Source organism: Paenibacillus sp. J31TS4, assembly GCF_018403265.1.
GTDB lineage: Bacteria > Bacillota > Bacilli > Paenibacillales > NBRC-103111 > J31TS4.
The window spans coordinates 1,202,637-1,220,842 of record NZ_BOSI01000001.1; the positions used below are offsets into that span (position 1 = coordinate 1,202,637).

The following is an 18,206-nucleotide window of genomic DNA, read 5'->3' on the forward strand; positions in this document are numbered from 1 at the left end:
AGTCTCCCCGGCTTGCTCGTTCCAGCGGGGGACTGCTTCTCTAGTTTCGCCTTCATTCTAGCATGAAGCGGCAGGACGTCTTTCTCCCCATTTGCTATTCTGTCCGGAGTTCCCCGGCAACTTTCGATCGGCACGCGAACCATCTCCTGAAACAGCGCAATCGGGAAGAAATCCGCCGAAGCCTGTCGTGCTATACTGTAGTCATTCGGGAGAGAGCTCCCCTAGCTGCCGGTCACGTTCCATCAGGACGAGTGACGGACGGCACACAAATATATTCATGAGGTGATCGAACCAATGAGTGTACATACGGACAAAATTTTTGTGAATTTGCCGGTCAAGGATCTGGATCGGTCGGTCGCATTCTTCAGCAAGCTCGGCTTTTCCTTCAACCCTCACTTTACCGATGAGAACGCCACCTGCATGGTGATCCACGACAACATCTTCGTGATGCTGCTCGTTGAGAGCTTCTTCCAGACCTTCACCAAGAAGCCGATAGCCGACGCGTCCCGGGGCACCGAGGTTATCGTGGCTCTGTCGACAGCCAGCCGCGAGCAGGTGGACGAGCTTGCGGACAAAGCATTGGCCGCAGGAGGCTCCGTCTCCAACGATCCGGTCGACCACGGCTTCATGTACACGAGAAGCTTCCAGGATCCCGACGGCCATCTATGGGAAGTTTTCCACATGGACCCCAATGCCGTACCGCCTACCGAATAAGGCGTGCATTTGACGAATGAAAAAGAGCGGGCTGGAGCCCGCTCTTTTTCTTCATTCGCTGATGGTCCCACAGTATCTCCTTACGGCAGCAATGCGAGAAACCGTCTGGATGCGGCCGAAAGCGGTACTCCCTTCAAGGTCGCCACACCTACATGGCGAACCGTAGGCGGAGGGAATAAGGGTAGCTCGATCAGTCTCCCGGAAGCCAGCTCCTCCGTAACGTATTGCCGGACTACAAAGGTCAGACCAAGTCCGCTTTGCGCAAATTGCACGAGCAGCTCGTGGCTTCCCAGCTCGAACTCCGGTTTGAACTCCACGCCGTGAGAGATTGCGTAGTGGTCGAGAAATCGCCGTGTACTCCCTTCCGGTTCAAGGAGTAGCAGAGGATAGGTCGTCAAGTCTTCCAGTGGAAAGGGACGGTCAGCCAGCGCAGCGTACTTCGGATGACCGACAAGACAGTCCTGCAGAGGAGAGCTTTTGCGAAACGCAATCCTAGCGTCCTCCGCCGGCAGGTTCACTATGCCAAAATCTATCTTGCCCTCCTTCAGGAGCGTTAGAATCTCCGGGGTTGTCCTATTGGTGACATGGACACGGATTTCCGGGTGCTGCTTATGAAATTGCTCCAAATGAGGCAGCAAATAATACTTGCACAATGTATCGCTGGCGCCAATATTTATACTGCCGCTAAGCAGATTCTGCATCTCCGCCACTTTCTTTTCGCCAATCGCGATCAGATGAAACGCCTGTTCTACGCAGTGAAACAGCACCTCTCCCTCCTTGGTTAAGGTCACCCCTTTGGAGGAGCGAAAAAAAAGCGGCCCGCCCATGCTTCTCTCCAGCTGCTTAAGCGTATGAGTGACCGCCGGCTGGGTGATGTGCAGAGCCTCAGCCGCTTTCGTCAAGCTTCCCTGCTTGGCGGTCCAATAAAAAACACGGTACCACTCCATATTCAGATCCATTGAGCCATTACCTCTATTTATAGTCATCATAAGTTTTATCCATTTCCCTAATACTGCCACCCCAAATTATAATCATCGTGACAAGGTGGAACAAGTGAGGAGGCAATGGAATTGACGGTTACAGCCATTGTGGGAGCCAATTGGGGCGATGAAGGGAAAGGCAAGATGACCGACGTGCTGTCCGCAAACTCTTCGTATGTCGTGCGGTATCAAGGAGGCAGCAATGCGGGACATACGATCATCAACGAATATGGAAAATTCGCGCTGCACATGCTGCCTTCCGGCGTCTTCTACCCAAACGTTAAAAATGTCATAGGCCCTGGTACCGCATTAGATGTGGACGCTTTGCTGAAGGAGCGGGAAACGTTGCTGGCAAGCGGTGTGCCGGAGCCGCTGCTTTATGTATCGGATCGTGCCCAGATCGTTTTGCCGATCCACCGGTTATTCGACGAACTGGAAGAGGAACGGCTTGGCGTTCGCGGGTTTGGCTCAACCAAACGAGGGATCGCCCCATTTTATGCGGATAAGTACGCAAAGCTGGGCATTCAAGCGGCGGATTTGTACGAGGAGGAGAGACTGCACCGGCGATTGACCCAGTCACTGGAGACAAAAAACGTCCTGCTGGAGCATCTGTACGGAAGGCGGCCGCTGCAGCCGGACGACTTGCTGCCTGAGTTGCGGGAGCAAGCCGAGAGACTGCGTCCCTTTCTCTGCGAGACGACCTCCATGCTGCAGGAAGCCTATCCAAAGGGAGAATCGATTCTGCTGGAAGGACAGCTCGGGGCACTGCGCGATCCCGACCACGGCATCTATCCCTACTCTACCTCTTCCTCGCCTTTAGCCGGATTCGCGCCCGTCGGGGCCGGGTTGCCTCCCTACGCCGTCACGGATGTGTTGGCCGTCGTCAAATCGTATTCCAGCTGCGTAGGCGCCGGCCCCTTCGTCTCCGAGCTAGAAGGGCCGGAAGCGGAAGAGCTCCGGAGACGGGGCGGCGATGCCGGAGAATACGGCGCGACCACAGGCCGGCCTCGTCGCGTCGGCTGGTTCGATGCCGTCGCCACCCGTTACGGCTGCATGGTGCAAGGGGGGACGGAGGTCGCGCTTACGAACCTCGATGTTCTTGGCTACCTGGCGTCCATTCCCGTCTGTGTAGGGTATAAGCTGCAGGATGGAACGGTCACGGACCGATTCCCGGTCAATGCGAAGCTGGAAGGGGCAAAGCCCGTCTGGCACCGCCTTCCGGGCTGGAGATGCGACCTGTCCCACGCGCAGACGTTTGAGGAGCTTCCAGAGGCCGCCCGGCAATATATCGCATTCGTAGAATCGGCAGTGAACGTGCGGGTCTCCTATGTATCGGTCGGCCCCAAACGGGAACAGTTAATACGAAGAGGGATGTCGTAACCCTTCCTCTCCTTAGCGGGGGCCCCATAAGATGCGGGCTCCCGTTATTAGTCGGCCGCCAACACCCGCTGCAGCCAATCGTACGCCACCTGCCCCGAGATTTCATGGCCGCCCTCGAACAGATCCAGCTCGAGATCGTCTTCGGCCGCAAGCAGCCGGTAGATGCGCCTCAGCTTGTCCACCGCTTCCCGGACTGCAGGCTCCGGAAATATCGGATCCCGGGTCCCCGCTTCGATCAGGAGCGGCCTCGGCGCAATCAGCCCGATGAGATCGGGCATGTCGGCGACAAGCGACAAGCCGGGCACATAGTTGTCTACACAATGGTCGATCGACAGAATACTCGCGTGGAACGTATTCGTATACCCGCTCACCACTACTGCGGCGAACCGGTCGTCTATGGCGGCGGCGAACGAACTGACTAACCCCCCGCCGGAAATCCCCATCGTCCCGATCCGGTCTGCATCCACATCATCGCGGGTCAGCAGATAATCGAGACAACGCAGCATTTCGACGACCCGATAGCCCGCCATCGTCTGGCCGATCGCGAGGAGGAAGGTGGATAGCCGTTTGCAGGAGTTCGCCGCATCAGCATCCTCCGTCAGCTTCCGATCCCCGAATCCTAGCAGCTCGGGGGCTGCTACGATAAACCCCTTTTTGACAAGCTCCACGGCAAAGTTCTTCTGGTACCCCACCTCCCCGGTTTTTTCCTCGCCGGTTGCGGTCAGCCCGACAAGATCCTTGCTTCCGTAACCGTGACCGTGGCAAGCGATCACCGCCGCCGTCCGCTCCTTCCGCTCTTTGGGCAGGAGAAGATAGACCGGCATGAAGAGACCGGCATACGTTTGAAGCTGAATCCGCTGCCGTAGGTAGGCCCCGCAATCGACCGACTCGAGGAGAACCGGTTCCAGCTCCGGCAATCCTTTCGGAATCCCGCCAAGCAGTTCCACGAACCGCTTCCGCAGCCGCTCTCTCCAGCTTCTCCAATCCTGCTGCGTCTCCGCCTGAAAGCACTCAGCCGGCGTGATGCCGGCGTACAGCTTCTCCATATACTCATTCGGATGCCACATTTCGGGCTCGCCTCCCTTTGGCCTGCTTTCCTCCCTATAGATTCAAGACGTACCGCCGGTTTTCCTTTATGGGGAACTTACACAGACCATGCAAAAAAGCAGACATTCGAATGGTTCGAATGTCTGCTTGCTGGATGCTTCTATGTCTAGTCGTCGATCGTTTGGGAACGACTCGCTTAAGACGTAACCGTTTGGCGGGCTGCCTGAGCCCGCATTGCTTCGGCGAGTCCGAGCGCGTCTGCGGTGGACTCATGAATATCCCGGATCAACGCAGGGTTGTCGCGCAGCGAGATGCCGTAAGAAGGAATCATTTCTTTGATCTTCGGCCCCCACTCTTTGATCTGCTGCGGGAAGCACTTCTCCATCACCTCAAGCATGACGGAAACGGCCGTCGATGCCCCGGGAGATGCGCCGAGCAGAGCGGCGATGGAACCGTCGGCGGCGCTGACCACCTCGGTTCCGAATTGAAGCGTTCCTTTTCCTCCGGTCACCGTATCCTTGATGACTTGGACGCGCTGGCCGGCGACCAGCAGATCCCAGTCCTCGCTCTTGGCGTTCGGGATGAACTCCCGCAGCTCTTCCATGCGCTGCTCTTTGGACAGCAGAACCTGCTGGACCAGGTATTTGGTCAGGGACAGGTTTTTGGCGCCAGCCGCCAGCATGGTGAACACGTTGTTCGGTTTTACGGATCCGAGCAGGTCGAACATGGAGCCCGTCTTCAGGAATTTCGGCGAGAAGCCGGCGAACGGTCCAAACAGCAGCGATTTTTTGTTATCGATGAATCGCGTATCCAGATGCGGCACCGACATTGGCGGCGCTCCGACCTTGGCTTTGCCGTACACCTTGGCGTGGTGCTTCGCCACGACGTCCGGATTGTTGCACACCATGAACAAGCCGCTGATCGGGAAGCCGCCGATATGCTTGCCTTCCGGAATGCCGGATTTTTGCAGCAGAGGCAGACTGCCTCCCCCGCCTCCGACGAAGACGAAGGCAGCCGTATGGCGTTCCACCTGACCGCGGTCGTTGCGCACCTTCAGCTCCCACGAGCCGTCACCGGTACGCTTCAGATCCTCGACGCTGTGCTTATAGTGGATCGCGACATTTTTCTTCTGGAGATGATCGAACAGCATGCGCGTTAAAGCGCCAAAGTTGACGTCCGTTCCAGAATCCATTTTGGTCGCCGCGATCGGTTCGTTAGCGGTCCGGTCCTTCATGATGAGCGGAATCCATTCCATCAGCTTGCTCGGGTCATCGGAAAATTGCATTCCTTCAAACAGCGGATTGGCGGTCATCGCCTCATGCCGTTTTTTCAAATAGGCTACGTTTTTGTCCCCTTGCACCAAGCTCATATGAGGCAGCGGCATGATGAAGTCTTGCGGGTTGCGGATCAGATTGCTGTTGACCAGATAAGACCAAAACTGCATGGACACCTGGAACTGCTCGTTGACTTGGATCGCCTTGCTGATATCTATGGACCCGTCCGGTCTTTCGGCTGTGTAGTTAAGCTCGCACAGGGCGGCATGCCCCGTTCCAGCGTTGTTCCATTCGTTGGAGCTTTCCTCTCCAGCGCTTGCCAGCTTCTCGAACACCTTGATGTTCCAGTTCGGCGCTAATTCCTTCAGCAGCGTCCCCAAAGTCGCGCTCATGATTCCGGCACCAATTAAGATAACGTCTCTTCCCGATTGTCTGTTACTCATTTTTACCGTCCTTATATGCTACGATTTGAAGAAAAGATAGAGGCGCTCATGCCCATAGACGCCACGGCAAGCCAGGGCGTGAGTCGGTCTCCTATCTTCTCTGGATTCATAATACCTTACCTCTAGTGTATCACTATTGCATATCATTTAATATATTTATTTACTATAATATAATAGTTATTGGCTATTAAACCGTTGGTAAAAGTGGGAGCTTATCCACCACGTACTAGAAACATACAAAAAACCAAGTCCTTTCCCATCTACTTAGTCAAGGAAGGGAGCCCCGGTCTGCGTGAACGCCCAATTGCTCTGGAGGGAAGGCTCCGCATAGGAACGCCGAAAGTCGGAATGACTAATATTCCCATCCGGTCACTGCAATGAAAAGACCACCGGGACAGGCCGGCACATCTTGCAAAAAACAATGCAGCGATGTTGGCCTTCGCAGTGGTTTTCTTATGGTAGGGATTACCCAGAACGATAGAAAGCGAAGCCTGCAGTCGTATGACTCTAGTTCCTTGTTTTTCCTAATCCGCAGCTATTCTTAATCCCGACTATTCAAACTCCAAAACACATCCTTACTAGTGTAGTGAAAAAAAACAGCTCTGTCAAACCGTGCTCGGTCAGAGCATCCGGCAGACGAGCTTCTTTCCTATGCTTACACACTGGAGGAGGAGATCCAATGAAAACGATAAGATTCAAACATATATTATGGCTGCTGCTCATTATTACTTCAATCGCTGGTATTTTTATTACGAATGGGAGCTACTACACGAAGCTCGACAAAACGGCGCCAGGAGGATTGGAGCTTCCCAGCTTCACGCTTCCCCTGCTGGCTATCGTCGCGATCGTCTTGGTGGAGCAAGCAAGGGCCAACTATCCCGACGTGGTGGTGAATGTCCTGTTAGGAGCAGTCTGGGTTCTGCTTATCGGATTGGTGGCGGTCAACGCATAAGTATAGAATTAGGCATGGCAACCATAATAAGAAATCTACCTAACAGAGGAGCAGATGAAAGTGAAACCGAACTGGTTGCTGGTGCTAGCCCTGGCACTCGTGTTCAGCATGACGCCGGCGGTCGTGACCGTACAGGCGCAGATGGGCGACAAAAAGGAAACGGTTTGCCTCAGTCCCAAAATGGTGCAATTGAAAGTTTGTTGATTACGGAAATTGTTCTGGACTGTCTCAGAGGGGAAATTTCCTTGCATATAGGGACAGCCACTGAGGGAGGGCAGAGAGTGGATTGTGTTCCCATTGATATAGCCTTTCCATCTCTTCCTTTGCCATCTTTTCTCGTTCTCCGCTAACTTCAAACCAATATGTGTTATACTCCGCATACATTTCTTCAACACGCTTCATGGTAAGATTCGATGAAGCAATCGCATTGAGGATATCCTGGATCCGCCATGTATATTGTTCTAATTCACCAAAGGGTCCTACCGAATCGTAGGGTTTTACGACAACTACTTTCTCTAGATTATTTCCAAAGTGACGCATAAACGGATGAACCTCATACATAAGATAAGCCCCATTGTTTTTAAGAATGCGATGGATATTTTGATACATGGCATTCAAATCATGAATCCACACATGAACCCCGTTTGAAGTATAGACAAAATCATACTCACCACTTTTTAGTTTGCTTAAGGACATCGTATCATCACAAATAAATTCAATATCCCATCCATTTTTCTCGGCTATAATGGCCCCGTGTTCTAGCTGTCTTTCGGAAATATCAACGGACGTTACTTGTGCGCCCATCAAATGAAAGGCAAACACAGCGTGATTGTCGCCACTAGAAGGCACGCATATTCGCTTCCCCTTCAAACTTGGAAACACCTCACGAATCATCGAAAATGTGGTCGGATGAAATGCGGATTCGGGCTGATTGATTACCTTAGCGATCCTTTCATCCGTATGATACTTTGCAAAAGATGTATCCGACCATTCATTCCATGCTGCTTTTATACGATCCCTTTTCTCCACGATAAGACCGCCCTTGTTCTATATTTTACCAACACCAGTTTAACAAGTTCGTATGAAAAACCATACCGATCAAATAACTATAACGATGCTATCCTGCCTGTTAGCGCAGTAAGGCTGCCGAATCCTATCGGCAGCCTGGAACGGGTTGACTATTGAACTGCATGAAAAGCTTGCGGAACACTAAACCTATATGTTTGCCGCTAAAAGACCGCCCAATCGATGGGAGATCGCTGTCTCATCCCTGTCCTCGAGATCAACATGTCGGATCAAGCTCCATTGCTCAACGTGCTCGATCGCACTCCCCGGAGCCAGCATGGTCAGCTCGCTTAACGACTCAAGCTCCACCATATGATCCGATACGTAGCATTCGAACGAGCAGCCGAAATCCGGGTAACGCCCGTTTGCTGCAAAAGAAAATCGCTTCACGAACAGCTGTCCGTTCAGAAGATAAGCCGCCCATCCTTGCTCGTTGGATGTGCCAAGCTTAAAAGGAGAAGCTCCCTGGCCCTGCCGAATCGTAATATAGCGGTCCCCCCACGTGACTCGCGGGTCATTCATCCTGCTGTATGGCCATAAAGAGACGATCCGGTTCGGAAGAAGCCCGGTGTCCGAACCGGTCTGCGGAATGATGGCCGTCCCGCCTGGCGCAAGGACGGATAACGCCCAAGCGGAGCATTCGATTGGCCACGCGCCCCGATTCTCAATTCGATGGGTTACGGTTACGTCCGAGCCTTGATCCGCAAGAGCAATCTCGATCGTTTTGCGAATGTGCGTCCATTTCTCCTCGGGAGAGGCAAGCAAGATGCCCCGCTCCGTCCTGCGCCAAGCCACAGGCTCATTATCCGGGTAAGCGGCCCGCGGAACCGCCTCCGGGCTCGTCCAAAGCCGGTGCCCGCCGTATATGCGCCACTCGCCGCCTCCGACCGATTCGTATTCCGGTCCGCCTTTTTTAACCCTGCCTTCGTGATCCTCCATGAAGACGTTTGCTTCGCCGCATGCAGCGTACCTCATGATACGCGGACCGAACGCCAAGCTTGCGGCGAGTTCCACAGTACCGTTACTCATTCGCACGGCATCGCCCCAAGAGCCGTACCGGATTTGTTCGATTTCCACTCCCATAGTTTACTGCCCCTCTCCTACTGACTTGGTTTATGCCGGGTTGAACCCGCTTCGGGCCATGAACGCGCGGAACGCCTGCTTGCCGGATTCGTCGCGTTTAAAAACGCCGGCATGCTCCAGCACCTTGGAGAAGATGCGGCCGACCTCATCGCGCAGCAGCCTGCCCGCTTCCTCGCGCTGCATGCCGACGCCGTGCGTTTCAACCAATCCGCCGATCCATTCTGCATGCTTGGCCAGCGGATGATCCGGTCCAATTGGCCCGGGCGAGGATTCTCCAACAAGAATGTCTTCGATGAGCAGCAGCTCCCGCTTCAAGCGGCCGGGCAAAACGGCGAAGCCCATGACCTCGATCAAGCCAATGTTTTCTTTTTTAATAGGGTGGAGCTCGGCATGCGGATGAAAAATCCCATCGGGATGCTCCGCGCTCCTGCGATTATTGCGAAGGACGAGATCTAGCTCGTACTTGCCTGCCCCATTCTTTCTCGCGATCGGCGTAATGGAATTATGAGGAACGATGCCGGCTCCTTCGCTCGAATAAGCAAGGATATCAGCATCGGGGTCCTCGTAGGCACGCCAATCTTGCAAAATCTTCGTTGCGAGCTTCAAGAGCGGCTCCCGTTCTCCGGAAGCTAGCCTGATCACGCTCATGGGCCAGCGGACAAGACCGACCTCTACTACAGGCTCGTTCGGATGCGTGAAACGCACTTCGACAGGTGCCAGCTCCATCGGAAACGTATGCTTGCCGCCTTGATAATGGTCATGGCTGAGAATCGAACCGCCTACAATAGGAAGATCGGCGTTCGACCCGATAAAATAATGGGGAAATTGCTCCACGAAAGTGAGCAGTCCGCGGAAGGTACCTTCCGTTATGCGCATCGGTTCATGCTTTTCGAAGAACACGATGCAGTGCTCGTCATAATAAACGTACGGAGAAAATTGTAAATACCAGCGCTTCCCCTCAAGGTCAAGCGGAATGATCCGGAGATTTTGTCTTGCGGGGTGGCCAACCCGTCCCGCGTAGCCGACATTGTCCGCACAAAGCAGACACTTTGGATAATGGAGCTGCGGGGCATTCCGTTCCGCCGCGATCTCTTTCGGGTCTTTTTCCGGCTTCGTCAAGTTGATCGTGAGCTCCAGTTCCCCGAATTCGGTAGCCGTGCACCAGCTTTCGTTCCGCCGGATCCGGGACATTCGGATGTAGCCCGAGTCGATGGATAACCGGTAAAGGGCTTCCGTCGCCCGTTGAATGCCCTCTTCCTTTGCGATTCGGCGAAACTGTGATGCAACCGTCGACGGTTTCGGAAGGAGGTGTCCCATCAGCCGGGTATCGAACAAATCCCGGGAGTCCATCGTATCGTCCAGGAGCAGGCCCCGAACCACCGCCGCCTCCATGAGCGGCATAAGGAGTTCCTCGATCTCCCGTCCTTCCCCTTCATCCGCTGGTAAATCCTCTTCGAAGGGCATCGGCTCCTTCATGTCGTCGAGCAGCGCATTGCGTGCTTCCGTTACGTCAAACGGGTCCAGCAACCCTTTCTTCACCGCATAACGAACCAAGCGCTCAATATGCATCGGCACCCCGTCTTCTAACATCTTCTTCATACGCGCACACCTGCTTCCTTAATCACCGTAACCGTTCGGATGGGACCGATGCCAATTCCATGCGGATTCCACAATCGTCTCCAACCGATCTCTTGTCAGCTTCCAGCCGAGTACCCGCTGCGCTTTGTCGGACGATGCGATGAGAACGGCTGGGTCTCCCGCACGGCGCGGAATCGTGACGTCCGGAATAGGGTGGCCTGTCACACGCCGAGCAGCCTCAATCATTTGCTTCACGCTGAAGCCCTGCCCGCTGCCAAGGTTGAACACGTCGCTTGAACCGCCCTCACGCAAGTAACGAAGGGCCCGAATGTGAGCATCCGCCAAATCGGAGACGTGCAAATAATCCCGTATACACGTTCCATCCTCGGTCGGATAATCGTCTCCATAAATCGTGACCTGCTCCCTTTGCCCGAGCGGAACCTGCAAAATGAGCGGGATGAGATGAGTTTCGGGTCTGTGGTCCTCGCCGATACGGCCGTTCTCATGCGCTCCCGCCGCATTAAAATAGCGGAGCGACACGGATTTGATTCCGTGCGCAGGATCGAACCAACGGATCATCGCTTCCATCGCCAGCTTCGTGTCACCGTATGCGTTGGTCGGCGCCGTCCGGCTCGTCTCCGGAACGGGCACTTGTTCAGGCTCCCCGTAAGTCGCGGCCGTTGAGGAGAATACGATCCGCTTCACGCCGCTCCGGTTCATTTGCTCCAGCAGACATAACGTTCCATAGACGTTATTGCTGTAATAGTTGCCGGGATGCTGCATGCTTTCTCCCACCAGCGAGCTTGCCGCAAAATGAACGACCGACTCGATCTCATTCTCGTCGAACACACGTGACAGAAACTCCTGATCGCGCAAATCGCCTACATACAGCTTTCCCCCAAGCACCGCCTCCCGGTGTCCTGTCGTCAGGTTGTCGACTACGACAACCTCCTCGCCTGCCTCAAGCAGCTCCGCCACCGTGTGCGAGCCAATATATCCCGCGCCCCCTGTTACGAGTACCGCCATCTCGATCCCTCCTATAGGTTTGTTTCATCCATGTGTCTCCTGATGGCGCCATACGAGGAAGCGCCCAGCGGGAACCTATGCTAATATCTCTTGAACGCCATCGCCGATATCACACACGTAAAACTCCGGTGTTAACCCAGTGCGCGCCTCATAAGCTGCCCCGACCTGCCTGATGAAAGGCTGGGCTTGGTCCTCCTCAACCAGCGAAACGGTGCAGCCGCCGAAGCCCGCGCCTGTCATACGGGAGCCTAGCACACCAGGAATTTTCAGAGCTTCCTCCGTCATCGCATCCAGCTCCGGCCCGGTTACCTCATACAAATTTCGAAGCGAAGCGTGGGACTCGATCATAAGCTGTCCGAATGTGCGCAGATCGCCCTTTCGCAGCACTTCGACGCTTCTCAGCACCCGATCGTTTTCTAAAACGACATGCCGGACTCTCTTGCGCAGCGTCTCGCTGGACAGCACCTGTTCCGCTTCTGCAAGCTGCACGGGACTTAGCTCGCCAAGCGACTTTAAACCCGGCATCATGGCTTGAAGCTCGCGGACAGCCCTTTCGCATTGCGATCTCCGCTCATTGTATGCCGATTCAACAAGCCCTCGTGTCTTGTTCGTGTTCCCGATTATCAGCCTATGGCCCTTCGCAGCAAACGGCACATAGTCGAACGTCAGATCATCGCATTTCAGCAGCACCGCATGATTCTTCTTGCCGGCTGCAACCGCGAACTGGTCCATAATGCCGCAGTTCACGCCGATGAAAGCATTCTCTGCCTCCTGCGCCAGTAACGCGAGCTGCAGCACATCCGTCTCGCAGCCCTCCAGGCTCAGCACACCGTACCCTGTCACGACTTCAATTGAAGCGGAAGACGACAGCCCTGCGCCGTTAGGAATCGTACCCGCAAACAGAATGTCATAGCCGGATACCGGGAATCCCTTCTTCCTGAGCACCTCCAATACGCCTTTCGGATAGTTAGTCCATCCGTCCTCCGGATCGTATACGAGCCGGCCCGCGTCAACCTCGCGGCGCAGCGGAATATTCAACGAAGCCATACGGACGAGCCGATCGTCCCGTTTGCGAATCAGCATGGCGGTACCGAAAGTCAAAGAGGCGGGAAACACATAACCGCCGTTATAGTCCGTATGCTCACCAATCAAATTCACCCGCCCCGGGGCATGAAACATTCGCACGGACGCGGCGTCCCCGCCGTACATTTCGATAAACGCATAAAACGTTGATGTTAAATCCGCCATATTTACCTAGCCCTTCCCTCGCAGTTGTTTAGAATGTCTAGAAAAAAGAAGGGCGTTCGCCCCTCTATCCATCTATCAAGTATTGATCTCTCTTATTTTTGCCAAGGAGATTTTCGGCTTGCGATCCTCCGTCAGAAGTCCGTTGATTTCTTGCTGCACATCGGTGATCTGGGTATAGCAGTACCCGCAAATATAATCCACAGACTTAATCGCTTGGGTGATGCCGCGGAACCTGGCAAGGAACTCTTCCTCGGAAGCGACTTGACCGCCGTACCCCCAGCCTTTGTCCGATTGGAATGCGATTCCGCCATATTCCGTGATCATGATGGGCTGTCCGCGATATTCGTACCCTTCCGCGAGTGCGTACTTCCACTGGTTGCACGTAGTCTCTTTGTTTACGATGGCCTCTTTGTTCGCATACCGCTTCAAAAAGTCCTCGCCGCTCGCGACATAATCGTGCAGCGTCAGAATATCCGAGACGGTATGCTCCCAACCGTCGTTCGTTATCACCGGACGAGAAGGGTCGATCGCTTTGGTCAGATGATAAATGCCTTCCGTAAACTTCTGCTGCCGCTCATCGCGCAGGATGGATCCAACCCCCCAAGATTCGTTAAATGGTACCCATGTAATAATACTTGGGTGGTTGTACTGCTGCCGGACGATCTCGAGCCATTCCTCCGTGAACGTTTGCACCGCATTATCGTTAAATTCGAAGGTGGCCGCCATCTCGGACCATACAAGGACGCCTTTGACATCGCACCAATACAGAAACCGGGCATCCTCAATCTTCATATGCTTTCGAACCCCGTTATACCCCATCTCCAGAAGGAGATCGATATCCTGGATAAGCGCTTCCTCGGAAGGAGGAGTCAAGTGGCTGTCCGGCCAATAGCCTTGGTCCAGCAGCAGGCGCTGATAGACCGGAACATTGTTAAGCAGCACCTTGCCGTTCTCGATCGATATTTTTCTCATCCCAAAATAGGAGTACACATGGTCAATCACGACATCGTCCCGGTACAGGATAAATTCCACATCATACAAATTGGGACGCCCCGGCGCCCAGTAGCTGCGCTTCCAGGGTCCATTCATCTCGTGAACGAGATCGACCTCAAGCTTCAGCCAAGGCCGGTCAATTGCCAGACTTGCCTGCTTCACCTGGCGCCCCTTCATCGTAATAATCGTTTCCAGCCGAAGCTTATTTGAAGCGTTCCTCTCGCCTTTGACCTGATACTCGAATCGTACGGAGGAAGCATCGAGATCCGGGGTGATTTTCACCGAATCGATGTATTCCTGCTCTACGCACTCCAGCCAAACGGACTGCCAAATGCCCGTCGTCTGCACATAGAAGCATTCGAAATTATCGTCCACCCAGCGCTGCTTGCCGCGCGGCTGCGTGGCGTCCTTACTATCTTCCACCTTGACTGTCAGCTGGTTTGCAGAACCGGCCTTCACGTAACGGGTGATGTCGAATGAAAACGCCGTGTATCCGCCTTGATGGCTTCCGACATATTCGCCGTTCACCCAAACTTTCGCCATATAGTCGACCGCTTGAAAATGAAGCAGAATCCGCTTGCCGGCAGCTTCCGCAGCAATATCCAGCGATCTGTTGTACCAGACGTAAGGATGGTGGTCTTCCTCGCCGATGCCGCTTGCTTTCGTTTCGTATGTGAAAGGGACGATAATGGTACGATCTCCGCCGAATGTTCGCTGCCATCCTTCGGATTCGCCCGCGTTGGCGTCATCAAAGCCGAAGCTCCACTCGCCGTTCAGATCGACCCAGTTGTCTCTGACGAACTGGGGTCTCGGATAATTTTTTATATATTTCTTTGTCGTCATCTCGTTTCTTCCACCCTCTAGTTGTGCCATTTTTTTGGGTTAGCCCTTTAACGAACCGATCATAACACCTTTGACAAAATGCTTCTGTACGAAGGGATACAGGACGAGCACCGGCAGGCTGGAAATAATGATGACAGCATATTTAATACTCTCAGCCAGAAGTACCTTGTTCTCCAGCCCTACATTACTTACGACGGCATCGTCCTGGCTGACCATCAACACTTCACGCAGCACAAGCTGCAGCGGATACATATCTTTGTTCCGAATATAGATCAAGGCATTGAAGAACGAATTCCAATGACCGACGGCGTAAAACAAGACCATAACTGCCAAGATCGGCTTGGAAAGCGGCAAGATGATGTGCGTCAGCAGCTTCCAGTTCGAGCATCCGTCTATTAATGCTGCCTCTTGGATCTCCCAGGGAATGCTCGATTGGAAATAGGTTCTCATGACAATCAGATTATAAGTGGCAATGGCGCCCGGGATGATGAGTGCCCACATCGTGTTGACCATTCCTAAGCTCTTGACCAAGAGATAAGTCGGAATGAGACCCCCGCTAAAAAACATCGTAAGCGTAATCAAAAACATAATGCCTCCGCGCCCCGGCAGATCAGGCCTTGAAAGCGGATAGGCCGCTAACGTGGTCATGATCAAATTGATCGCCGTCCCGACTAACGTATATACAATCGAATTTCCATATCCGTTCCAGATTTGCTTGTTTTGGAATACGTTCTCATATGCCGCCAAAGTAAAATGCTTAGGCAGCAAGACCACTTCACCGTTCAGCACCGCTGCAGGGTCGCTAAAGGAGGCGCTAACGATAAAGATTAACGGATACAGAACTACGATGACCAAAAGGGCGGCTATTATATTGACGACGGTGTCGAATAGTTTCTCATCCGACTTTCTATTCTTGAGCGCTTGTTCCTTCATCGTACCCGCTCCTCTTCACCATAAGCTTGTCTCGGCCTTTTTACGGGCAAAGCGATTCACGAGCACCAGCAGCATCAAGTTCACAACGGAGTTAAACATGCCTATTGCGGCGGTATAGCTGAATTCCCCTTTTAGAATACCTGTCGTGTAGACGAAGGTAGAGATGACATCGCTGGACTCCATATTCAAATTGTTTTGCATTAACAATATTTTCTCAAACCCGACGTTCATGAAATGCCCCACATCGAGAATAAGCAGAATGACGATGACAGGGAGAATGCCCGGTAGGGAAACGTGCCAGATGCGCCGCAGCCGGCTTGCTCCGTCCATTTTGGCCGCTTCGTACAGCTGCGGATTGACTCCGCTCAGAGCCGCAATGTAAATAATCGATTGCCACCCCATGTTTTGCCAAATGTTGGAGCTTATAAAGATGGTCTTGAACCAACCCGGCAGATCCAGAAAGCGAACCGGCTGCCCGCCAAATGCTTGAATGAGCGTATTTAGAGGACCGCCTCGCGGAGATAGAAATAGCAGCAGCATGCCTACCATGGCGACGACGGAAATAAAATGCGGAATATACGTAATGTTCTGCACCATTTTGCTGAATGCCTTGTTCCGGATTTCATTCACGAGTAAAGCCAGAAAGATCGGAATCGGAAAAGCAAACAACAAGGAGAACAGATTAATCGAAACGGTGTTCCAAAGCAGCCTCCAGAAATAATAGGATTCGAAAAAGCGCTGAAAATGCTCAAACCCTACCCATTTGCTGTCCAGGATGCCTTTCGCAGGATTGAAGTTTTTAAACGCGATTTGCAGTCCATACATCGGCCCGTACTGAAACACAACGTACCAGACGATAGGAATGAGCAGCATTAAGTAGAGATCGTATCGCCTTCCGATCGCTTTCATGAGGCTGGAGCGCCTCGATTTGGGTCGAGGCGCAACGCCTGGAGCATTTACTGTACTCTTCATTTGCAGCCCTCCAGCCGGCATGTCCTTCTTATTTTTGTTTTTTGAGGCTGTCGTAAGTAGTCTGGTACAGCTGCTGCAGCTCATCCAATTTCATTTTCTTCAAGGTGGACTGGAACTCGCCCCACTTGTCGAAGCTAAGCGCGCCTACAATAAACTTGGTGCTCTGCTCGTCGTAATATTTGTCGATATCGTTGCGGAGCGTATTGATCTTTTGAGCCGTTTGTTCGTCGAACATAGGCGCGGCGTACTTTACCTTCGGCATGAACGGATCCAGTTTCTTTTGAGCTTCTTGAACCTGCGGCGGATTGATGAAGGACGCTACCTTTTCGCTGATCAGGTGCGGCGCCCCGCCTCCGGCATATGGAGTGATTTTGGCTTGATTGCCGCTCGCCAGGAAGGCATCTGTATAATAAGGAATCCCATCTTTCAGCTCATAATTCTCGCCTTGACGACCGAATCGCAGCAATGTGGATCCTTCGTCGCTATAGAAATAATCGATCCAACGCATCGTCGCTTCCGGATACTTGTTTTCCGATGTGATGGCAAAGGCTCCAAAATCTCTCGCTACAGGAGCTGCATTGCTCTGCAGTCTGTCGCCATGCGGACCCTTGACCGGGGATATGCCCACATATTGATCATTCACTTTCGTATCCAGCATCGGATTATTGGTCTGATCGAAGAAGAAGCCGGTCTTCCCTGACCCTTGCTTGGCCAGATATTGAGCTTCCTTCTGTGTAAACAGCTCCTGATCCAGCAGTTTTTCCGAGTACAGCTTGTTCAAATACATTAATAATTCTTTGTTCCGGTCGCTGCCCATCCAGATATTAACCTTGTCGTTTTCCAGGTTAATGTTATACCCCAACTGAAAATCCAGCCCAAACGATCCGGCCATTTGGTTGACGATCGCCAAGCCGCCGCGGGCCGTCATCGGAATCACGTCATTTTTGCCGCTTCCGGTAGGATCTTTTTCACGGAAAGCTTTCAGCACCTCGTACAGCTCGTCGGTTGTCTCGGGGATTTGAAGATTCAATTTTTTCAACCAAGCTTGGTTGATCCATCGTTTATCGGTTCTGGCCGCGTTGACGGTCACGATACCCGGAATGGCATAGATATGGCCTTCGGGCGTTGTGATCCCGGTACGAATTTCCGGATACGTGTCCATCAGCTTTTTCAGGTTTGGAGCGTAAGTGTCGATCAGCTTCTCAAGCGGGATTAATTGACCGGCTGAACCGTAACGGACAGCTTCCATAGGAGTGAGGCCTGAACGGTACAACGCATCCGGAAGCTCGTTCGATGCGAACATCAGATTCTTCTTCTCGGCAAAACCATCTGTCGGCGCTTCCGTCCATTCAATCTGAATATTGCTCATTTTTTCATAGTCTTTGAATACCGGCATATCGGCGAACGGACCGTTGACCGGTGCCGTTCGGGTGAACATCTTCAGCTTGATTGGATCCTGTACGATCGGAAAGCCGGCGGTTTTTACTCCACCATTTGTACCTGCATTGTCGGCATCTTTCTTGCCGCCGCTTGAGTTGCAACCTGACAGTGCCAAGCTGGAAGCGATCATCGTAATGACTATTGTTTTCCCCCGATGGTTGTGCATGAGGCTGTAACCTCCATTATTTTTTTAGCCATACCGCCAAGCATGTAAGCGCTTGCGACGACTTGAGTT

At 53.1% G+C, this 18,206-nt stretch carries 16 protein-coding genes; 4 read left to right on the top strand and 12 right to left on the bottom strand.

The genetic code is table 11. The annotated features are described in order from the left end of the window. The first annotated feature begins 294 nt into the window (after positions 1-294). Entirely contained in the window at positions 295-714 is a 420-nt protein-coding gene (locus KJS47_RS05510; RefSeq protein WP_213523489.1) for a VOC family protein, read from the top strand. A gap of 80 nt (positions 715-794) precedes the next feature. On the opposite strand, the gene KJS47_RS05515 is transcribed toward KJS47_RS05510, so the two are convergent. Then, positions 795-1,673: a LysR family transcriptional regulator gene (locus tag KJS47_RS05515; RefSeq protein ID WP_213523491.1), complete on the bottom strand. Its 879-nt coding sequence runs from the start codon at positions 1,671-1,673 to the stop codon at positions 795-797. A gap of 111 nt (positions 1,674-1,784) precedes the next feature. On the opposite strand from KJS47_RS05515, the gene KJS47_RS05520 reads away from it, so the two are divergent. Beyond that, on the top strand, positions 1,785-3,074 hold the full coding sequence (locus tag KJS47_RS05520; RefSeq protein WP_213523493.1) for an adenylosuccinate synthase: 1,290 nt from the start codon (positions 1,785-1,787) through the stop codon (positions 3,072-3,074). Between the two features lie 47 nt (positions 3,075-3,121). On the opposite strand, the gene KJS47_RS05525 is transcribed toward KJS47_RS05520, so the two are convergent. Both KJS47_RS05525 and KJS47_RS05530 read right to left on the bottom strand, forming a co-directional pair. Continuing rightward, positions 3,122-4,141 (bottom strand): dienelactone hydrolase family protein, encoded by a 1,020-nt coding sequence (locus KJS47_RS05525; RefSeq protein WP_213523494.1) that lies wholly within the window; start codon positions 4,139-4,141, stop codon positions 3,122-3,124. 176 nt (positions 4,142-4,317) lie between these two features. Further along, positions 4,318-5,838 carry a malate:quinone oxidoreductase gene (locus KJS47_RS05530; RefSeq protein WP_213523496.1) on the bottom strand — a complete coding sequence of 507 codons (1,521 nt, stop codon included), beginning with the start codon at positions 5,836-5,838 and terminating at the stop codon, positions 4,318-4,320. A 679-nt stretch (positions 5,839-6,517) separates the two neighbouring features. Between KJS47_RS05530 and KJS47_RS05535 the strand changes: the two genes are divergently transcribed. Both KJS47_RS05535 and KJS47_RS05540 read left to right on the top strand, forming a co-directional pair. Further along, the gene (locus tag KJS47_RS05535; protein ID WP_213523498.1) at positions 6,518-6,790 is read left to right on the top strand and encodes a hypothetical protein; all 273 of its coding nucleotides are present in this window, start codon (positions 6,518-6,520) and stop codon (positions 6,788-6,790) included. A gap of 60 nt (positions 6,791-6,850) precedes the next feature. Further along, the gene (locus KJS47_RS05540; protein WP_213523500.1) at positions 6,851-6,994 is read left to right on the top strand and encodes a hypothetical protein; all 144 of its coding nucleotides are present in this window, start codon (positions 6,851-6,853) and stop codon (positions 6,992-6,994) included. 24 nt (positions 6,995-7,018) lie between these two features. On the opposite strand, the gene KJS47_RS05545 is transcribed toward KJS47_RS05540, so the two are convergent. The 9 genes from KJS47_RS05545 to KJS47_RS05585 form a co-directional block, all read right to left on the bottom strand. Next, positions 7,019-7,819: a class I SAM-dependent methyltransferase gene (locus KJS47_RS05545; RefSeq protein WP_213523502.1), complete on the bottom strand. Its 801-nt coding sequence runs from the start codon at positions 7,817-7,819 to the stop codon at positions 7,019-7,021. A 186-nt stretch (positions 7,820-8,005) separates the two neighbouring features. Beyond that, positions 8,006-8,938, bottom strand: coding sequence for a hypothetical protein (locus KJS47_RS05550; protein WP_213523504.1), 933 nt, complete (start codon positions 8,936-8,938; stop codon positions 8,006-8,008). A gap of 30 nt (positions 8,939-8,968) precedes the next feature. Further along, positions 8,969-10,537 (bottom strand): UDP-glucose--hexose-1-phosphate uridylyltransferase, encoded by a 1,569-nt coding sequence (locus KJS47_RS05555; protein ID WP_213523506.1) that lies wholly within the window; start codon positions 10,535-10,537, stop codon positions 8,969-8,971. 18 nt (positions 10,538-10,555) lie between these two features. Then, a complete protein-coding gene (gene galE / locus KJS47_RS05560; RefSeq protein WP_213523508.1) occupies positions 10,556-11,542 on the bottom strand; it encodes a UDP-glucose 4-epimerase GalE in 987 nt (328 codons plus the stop codon). Positions 11,543-11,617: 75 nt separating this feature from the next. Beyond that, positions 11,618-12,790 (bottom strand): galactokinase, encoded by a 1,173-nt coding sequence (locus KJS47_RS05565; RefSeq protein ID WP_213523510.1) that lies wholly within the window; start codon positions 12,788-12,790, stop codon positions 11,618-11,620. Between the two features lie 75 nt (positions 12,791-12,865). Next, the gene (locus tag KJS47_RS05570) at positions 12,866-14,626 is read right to left on the bottom strand and encodes a glycoside hydrolase family 2 protein (protein WP_213523512.1); all 1,761 of its coding nucleotides are present in this window, start codon (positions 14,624-14,626) and stop codon (positions 12,866-12,868) included. Between the two features lie 39 nt (positions 14,627-14,665). After that, positions 14,666-15,559, bottom strand: coding sequence for a carbohydrate ABC transporter permease (locus KJS47_RS05575; protein WP_213523514.1), 894 nt, complete (start codon positions 15,557-15,559; stop codon positions 14,666-14,668). Positions 15,560-15,574: 15 nt separating this feature from the next. After that, positions 15,575-16,468 (bottom strand): ABC transporter permease, encoded by an 894-nt coding sequence (locus KJS47_RS05580; protein WP_374707018.1) that lies wholly within the window; start codon positions 16,466-16,468, stop codon positions 15,575-15,577. 91 nt (positions 16,469-16,559) lie between these two features. After that, on the bottom strand, positions 16,560-18,137 hold the full coding sequence (locus tag KJS47_RS05585) for an extracellular solute-binding protein (protein ID WP_213523516.1): 1,578 nt from the start codon (positions 18,135-18,137) through the stop codon (positions 16,560-16,562). Between the last annotated feature and the right edge of the window lie 69 nt (positions 18,138-18,206).

Coding starts and splice junctions, on each gene's coding strand:
- KJS47_RS05565 (WP_213523510.1), bottom strand. CDS start 12,790: ATGGCGGATTTAACATCAACGTTTTATGCGTTTATCGAAATGTACGGC.
- KJS47_RS05530 (WP_213523496.1), bottom strand. CDS start 5,838: ATGAGTAACAGACAATCGGGAAGAGACGTTATCTTAATTGGTGCCGGA.
- galE (WP_213523508.1), bottom strand. CDS start 11,542: ATGGCGGTACTCGTAACAGGGGGCGCGGGATATATTGGCTCGCACACG.
- KJS47_RS05575 (WP_213523514.1), bottom strand. CDS start 15,559: ATGAAGGAACAAGCGCTCAAGAATAGAAAGTCGGATGAGAAACTATTC.
- KJS47_RS05510 (WP_213523489.1), top strand. CDS start 295: ATGAGTGTACATACGGACAAAATTTTTGTGAATTTGCCGGTCAAGGAT.
- KJS47_RS05555 (WP_213523506.1), bottom strand. CDS start 10,537: ATGAAGAAGATGTTAGAAGACGGGGTGCCGATGCATATTGAGCGCTTG.
- KJS47_RS05515 (WP_213523491.1), bottom strand. CDS start 1,673: ATGGATCTGAATATGGAGTGGTACCGTGTTTTTTATTGGACCGCCAAG.
- KJS47_RS05585 (WP_213523516.1), bottom strand. CDS start 18,137: ATGCACAACCATCGGGGGAAAACAATAGTCATTACGATGATCGCTTCC.
- KJS47_RS05525 (WP_213523494.1), bottom strand. CDS start 4,141: ATGTGGCATCCGAATGAGTATATGGAGAAGCTGTACGCCGGCATCACG.
- KJS47_RS05570 (WP_213523512.1), bottom strand. CDS start 14,626: ATGACGACAAAGAAATATATAAAAAATTATCCGAGACCCCAGTTCGTC.
- KJS47_RS05535 (WP_213523498.1), top strand. CDS start 6,518: ATGAAAACGATAAGATTCAAACATATATTATGGCTGCTGCTCATTATT.
- KJS47_RS05580 (WP_374707018.1), bottom strand. CDS start 16,468: ATGAAAGCGATCGGAAGGCGATACGATCTCTACTTAATGCTGCTCATT.
- KJS47_RS05550 (WP_213523504.1), bottom strand. CDS start 8,938: ATGGGAGTGGAAATCGAACAAATCCGGTACGGCTCTTGGGGCGATGCC.